Below are 1,060 nucleotides of genomic sequence, written 5' to 3'. Positions count from 1 at the left end.
CCGGGTCGGTCAGGTCGAAGCGCACCGGGCCGCCCACACCCTGCGCCATGCGCACCGACTCCTCCAGCAGCGGCTCGATGCGCGCCTTCATACCGGCCAGCACGTCGATCTCCGGGTGCGACCAGGACGCCTTCTCCCGCTCGATGACCGGCCGCTGCCGCTCCTGATACGCCTTGAGGTGCTCCTCCTTGCGCGCGAAGAACTCCTCCACATCCGGCACCGGATGCGTGGTCTCGCACACCTCGGCGCTCAGCCTCGACACCGAACCCGGCAGCAGCACCACACCGTTGGACCCGCCGACCTTCGCGTACTCCCGGATGAAGTCCGACTGGTCCGGGAAGATGTTGCCCTCGTCGCCGTGGATGTCGTTGAACTGCCACAACTCGTCGTCGAGGAAACACGGCGGACCCGCGATCGGGAACACGTACGACGCCTTCAGATCGTCGATGTAACGCCAGGTCCGGTCGTACTGCCGCTCACGCTTCTGCTTGCCGAACGCGGTCTTGGCCGCCTGCGGCAGCTCGTAGACCATCGGATACCAGATCGCACCGGAGAACTGCAGCATGTGCGCGTGCACATGACCCAGCTCGGTGAACCGGACCAGGTCGGTCGGGCGGGCGTCGTTCTGGTTCAGCACACGCACGCCGCCGTGCTCCACCCACAACGACGAGTCGCCGATCGGACCGTCGGTCGGCGAGATCAACGCCTGGATCATGACCTTCAGACCGCCGTCGAGCTCGTGCACCTCGTCCGACACCGTCTTGAAGAACCTCGTGAAGCCCAACTCCCGCAGCTCGTCCTCCAGCTGCGACGTCGGATACTCCGGCAGCAGCACGGTCGCCTTCTTCGACACGAACCGCTTCAGATGCGCCGCGTCGAAGTGATCCCGGTGCAGGTGCGACACGTACAGGTAGTCGACGTCACCCAGGTGCTCCCAGTCCAGCTGCGAGTTGTCCGGGAACGGGAACCACGAGGCGAAATACGCCGGGTTCACCCACGGATCGCACAGGATCGAACCCGCCGCCGTGTCGATCCGCATGCTGGCGTGTCCCGTACCGGT

Annotated in this window: 1 protein-coding gene; it reads right to left on the bottom strand. The window is 65.7% G+C overall.

The features are described from left to right. Positions 1-1,060 (bottom strand): MBL fold metallo-hydrolase (locus Cco03nite_RS42020; RefSeq protein WP_203699634.1); only part of this gene is annotated, 1,060 nt, incomplete at both ends.

Origin of the sequence: Catellatospora coxensis, from assembly GCF_016862635.1 — a bacterium.
In the GTDB taxonomy this organism is placed as follows: Bacteria; Actinomycetota; Actinomycetes; order Mycobacteriales; family Micromonosporaceae; genus Catellatospora; species Catellatospora coxensis.
Note: the sequence above shows the minus strand (reverse complement) of the source record. Positions and strands in the feature narration are given on the sequence as shown.